This window comes from Halochromatium sp. (assembly GCF_046541315.1).
In the GTDB taxonomy this organism is placed as follows: domain Bacteria; phylum Pseudomonadota; class Gammaproteobacteria; order Chromatiales; family Chromatiaceae; genus Lamprobacter.
The window spans coordinates 1-4,178 of record NZ_JBKHDN010000223.1 but is presented as its reverse complement, the minus strand read 5'-3'; the positions used below and the strand labels follow the sequence as shown (position 1 = coordinate 4,178).

At 66.6% G+C, this 4,178-nt stretch carries 5 protein-coding genes; 3 read left to right on the top strand and 2 right to left on the bottom strand.

Going from position 1 to position 4,178, the window contains the following annotated elements:
• On the bottom strand, positions 1-257 hold a 257-nt coding region (locus ACLFQI_RS12055; protein WP_410759659.1), incomplete at its 3' end, for a M17 family peptidase N-terminal domain-containing protein.
• Positions 258-428: 171 nt separating this feature from the next.
• On the opposite strand from ACLFQI_RS12055, the gene lptG reads away from it, so the two are divergent.
• Positions 429-1,490 carry an LPS export ABC transporter permease LptG gene (gene lptG, locus ACLFQI_RS12050; RefSeq protein ID WP_410759657.1) on the top strand — a complete coding sequence of 354 codons (1,062 nt, stop codon included), beginning with the start codon at positions 429-431 and terminating at the stop codon, positions 1,488-1,490.
• A 34-nt stretch (positions 1,491-1,524) separates the two neighbouring features.
• The gene (cysM, locus tag ACLFQI_RS12045; protein ID WP_410759655.1) at positions 1,525-2,418 is read left to right on the top strand and encodes a cysteine synthase CysM; all 894 of its coding nucleotides are present in this window, start codon (positions 1,525-1,527) and stop codon (positions 2,416-2,418) included.
• Between the two features lie 37 nt (positions 2,419-2,455).
• Here the strand turns inward: cysM and ACLFQI_RS12040 are convergent, their stop codons facing one another.
• Positions 2,456-2,947 carry a hypothetical protein gene (locus ACLFQI_RS12040; RefSeq protein WP_410759653.1) on the bottom strand — a complete coding sequence of 164 codons (492 nt, stop codon included), beginning with the start codon at positions 2,945-2,947 and terminating at the stop codon, positions 2,456-2,458.
• Between the two features lie 153 nt (positions 2,948-3,100).
• Here ACLFQI_RS12040 and rlmD point away from each other — a divergent pair.
• Positions 3,101-4,178, top strand: a 1,078-nt coding sequence (rlmD, locus tag ACLFQI_RS12035) for a 23S rRNA (uracil(1939)-C(5))-methyltransferase RlmD (RefSeq protein ID WP_410759651.1), incomplete at its 3' end; no start/stop codon positions are given.

Genomic DNA, 4,178 nt, shown 5'->3' with positions numbered 1-4,178 from the left:
CGGTCGAATTCCTCGTGCTTGCCGCAGTTCACCAGCAGCAGGCGCTCGGCGCGGACGCCGGCCACGCCGTAGAGCATCAGCGTGCTGCCGATCTTGCCGTCGAGATCGCCCTGCGCGAGCACCGCGGTCAGGGCGCCGTTGCTGGCGGCATCGATGGTGTGCGCGGCGGCGGAGAGCTGGCGCTCGCTGAACACGCCGAGGATCAGGCACGGGGTCTCGACCTGAGTCAGGTCTTGGCTGGCGATCTTGGATTCCATCGAGGCTCCTGAGGCGGCTGAGCGGGGGCTTGAGTTATCATCGCGAAAGTCTATCAGGAATCGTCCCGGTATCCGTAGCGCGGGCCATGCCTGATTGCCGATCGGCCGGGAACCCCGCCGGGACAGCCGGGAACCCCGCCTGAACACCCCTTTTGAGAGTAGGGAGCGTCGTTGCCCATCCTCGATCGCTATCTGGCCGGCGCCGTGCTCGGTGGCACGCTCTTGACCCTGGCGGTCCTGATGCCGTTACTGGCGGTCTTCGTGCTCGCCGACGAGATCGGCCAGGTCGGCGATGAGGCCTATCGGCTGCGCGATGCGGTCTGGTTCGTGACCCTGACGATGCCGCGTTATCTGTATCAGGTGTTTCCGATCGCGACCCTGATCGGCGCCTTGATCGGCCTTGGGCAGCTGGCGGCGCGGTCGGAATTGGTCGCGATGCGCGCGGCGGGGCTGTCGATCGCGCGCATCGTGCGCGGCGCGATGGTGGGCGGGCTGCTGCTGGCGCTGGTCGCGACCGCCGTCGGCGAGCTGGTGGTGCCGGCGGCCGAGCGGCACGCGCTCGCCGTGCGCGCGGGCGCGCGCAGCGGCGATGCCGTGCAGATGAGCGGGCAAGGGCTGTGGGCGCGCGATGGCGAGGCCTTCATCAATGTGCGTCGGATCGAGGCCGGGGCCGAGCTGGCCGATATCGATCTCTTCGTGTTCGAGGACCATCGGTTGCGTTCCGCCACGCATGCGGGCAAGGCTCGCTACAGCGACGGGCAATGGGTGTTGACGGATATCGAGCGCAGTCGCATCGGCTCCGAGCGGGTCGAGGTGGAACGCTTCGAGCGCGCGCGCTGGGACTCGCTGCTCAATCCGCGCCTGCTCGAGACGATCGTCGTCGAGCCGCAGGCGTTGTCGCTCTGGGGACTGTCTCGGTATCTGCGCTACATGCAACAGAGCGGGCAGGACGCCGGCGCGCATGCGGTGGCGTTCTGGGCCAAGCTGGTCCAGCCGCTGTTGATCCTGGCGATGATCTTCGTCGCCATCCCGGTGCTGCTGGGCTCGGCGCGAAGCAGCAGCACCGGCATCAAGCTCTTCATCGGCATTACGCTGGGGCTTCTATTCTATCTCGTCAGTCGCACCTTCACCTATCTGGCCTTGCTGTACGGATTGAGTCCGGCGCTCGCGGCCTTTACACCCCCGCTGCTGTTTACCATTGGGGCCGTCATCTTGCTGCGGCGGGTTGGATGAGACGCGGTGGAACAGATCAGCCTGGAGATGAGCGATGCGTTATCCGACCATCGAAGAACAGATCGGCAATACGCCGCTGGTGCGGCTGCAACGGCTGCCCGGCGCGACCGGCAATCGCATCCTGGCCAAGCTCGAGGGCAACAATCCGGCCGGCTCGGTGAAGGATCGCGCGGCGCTGAGCATGATTCGCCACGCCGAGCGGCGCGGCGCGATCCGTCCCGGCGACACCCTGATCGAGGCGACCAGCGGCAACACCGGGATCGCGTTGGCGATGGCCGCCGCGATCCGCGGCTATCGGATGCTGCTGATCATGCCGGAGCACATGAGCGTGGAGCGCCGCCAGGCGATGGCGGCCTACGGCGCCGAGATCCGGCTCACGCCCAAGGCCGGCAGCATGGAGGCGGCGATCGATCTGGCGCGCGAGCTGGAGGCGCAAGGGCTGGGCGTGCGCCTGGATCAGTTCTCGAACGAGGATAATCCGCTGGCCCATTATGAGGGCACGGGCCCGGAGATCTGGCGCGATACCGAGGGTGCCGTGACGCATTTCGTCAGCGCCATGGGCACCACCGGCACCATCATGGGCACGAGCCGGTATCTGAAGGCACGGAATCCGGAGGTGCAGATCATCGGCGTGCAGCCGGAGGAGGGCGCGAGCATTCCCGGTATCCGGCGCTGGCCCGAGGCCTATCTGCCCAGGATCTACGACGCCTCCAGGGTCGATCGCGTCATCGACGTCGGGCAGGGCGAGGCCGAGGAGACGATGCGCGCCCTGGCCGCGCGCGAGGGGATCTTCGCCGGTGTCTCTTCCGGCGGCGCGGTGGCCGCGGCGCTCAAGCTGTCGGCCGAGGTCGAGGATGCCCTGATCGTGGCGATCGTCTGCGATCGCGGCGATCGCTATCTGTCGACCGGCGTCTATCCCGAGCGCTAGCGGGCCGGCCTGGGCCGAGCCGAGCCGGCGGGCGCGTTCAGATGAGGCTGCCGGTGGTGATCAGTTTCATCACCTCGATGACGATCAGCGCGCCAATGACCACGATGACCAAGAAGGTCAACAACAACGAGCGGTTGATGCGGCGGTTGATGTCCTTGCCCTGCTGCTCGATCACATCCTGTAGGTGCGGGAAGTGTTTCTCCTGCCCCTGGGAACGCTTGTCGGTGGCCTCGATGCGTTTTTCCAGCCGCGCGAGGCGTTGCTCGATCTCGTCGTTGAGATTGGTCAAGCGTGTCTCGCTGCTTTCCTGCTGACGTTCGATCGTCTGTTGGATCGACGAGATGCGTCTGTCGATCTGCTCGCCCTGGCCTTTGAGGAAACGACGCTGCTGTTCGAGGGCGTCTTCGATCGCTTCGAGCCGCTCGAGCTGGTCCTGATGATTTCGCACCGGGGCGATAATGGCGAGTTCCTCGAGCCAGTTGCCGAGGTTCTCCTTGATGAAATCGATGTCTTTTTGGCGAAGAGTCATGGTGTCTCTGAAATGATCATCAGCTCCGAGAAGGGGTGATGGCAAGTGTATCAGGGTGACGCCCGGCCTGCGGTATCAGGCGTGGCGCGTTATGATCGGCGCCGACGGTTGGACGAGCGAGGAGATGATGGACGAACCAACAGGGGTGGCGCGATGAGCCGGACATCCAAGGCGTTGCCGGCGGCGCCGATCGAGACCGAGATCGAGTCGCTGGCCCATGACGGGCGCGGGGTCGCGCGGGTCGAGGGCAAGACCCTGTTCGTGCACGGGGCCTTGGCCGGCGAGCGCGTGCGGGTGCGCTTGACGCGGCGTTTGAAACGCCATGACGAGGCGGTCGTCAGCGAGGTGTTGGAGCCGTCGGCGCAGCGGGTCGAGCCGCGTTGCGCGCATTTCGGCATCTGTGGCGGCTGCGCCTTGCAGCACATGGCGCCGGCGGCGCAAATCGAGAATAAACAGCGGATCCTGGCCGATGTGCTGCAACGCCTCGGCGGTCTGGCGCCGGCGCGCTGGCTGCCGCCTTTAGCCGCCGAGGCGCACTGGGGCTATCGGCGCAAGGCGCGGCTCGGGGTGCGTTGGGTGGCGAAGAAGGGGCGGGTGCTGGTCGGCTTTCGCGAGCGCGGTTCGAGCTTCATCGCCGATGTGCGCCGCTGCGAGGTCTTGCATCCGGCGGTTGGTGAGCGGCTCGAAGACTTGGCGCGGTTGATCGAGGGCCTGAGCATCCGCGAGCGCCTGCCGCAGATCGAGGTCGCGATGGGCGATGGGCCGGTGGTGCTGGTATTGCGCGTGCTGGACCCGCCCTCGGCGGCCGATTGCGAGCGGTTGCTCGGCTTTGCCGCCGAGACCGGTTTTCATCTCTATCTGCAGGAAGGCGGGGTCGAGCGCATTCGACCGCTGCCTGGCCAGGAGATCGCGCTCAGCTACAGCCTGCCGAATCAGGGCCTGACCTTCGGCTTCGAGCCGACCGATTTCACCCAGGTGAACCTGGAACTGAATCGGCGGATGATCGATCAGGCGCTGGCGTTGCTCGATCCGCGGCCCGACGAGCGCGTGCTCGATCTGTTCTGCGGGCTTGGCAATTTCACGCTGCCGCTCGCGCAGCGGGCGCGCGAGGTCGTCGGGGTCGAGGGCGATGCGGGTCTGGTGGCGCGCGCCGAGGCCAATGCCGCGCGCAATGGGATCGGGAATGCGCGCTTTTACGGCGCCGATCTCTATGCTCAAGGGGGCGCGTCTC

What these genes read in the sequence shown, in the direction of transcription:
- cysM (WP_410759655.1), top strand. Translation starts at nt 1,525, where the DNA reads ATGCGTTATCCGACCATCGAAGAACAGATCGGCAATACGCCGCTGGTG.
- ACLFQI_RS12040 (WP_410759653.1), bottom strand. Translation starts at nt 2,947, where the DNA reads ATGACTCTTCGCCAAAAAGACATCGATTTCATCAAGGAGAACCTCGGC.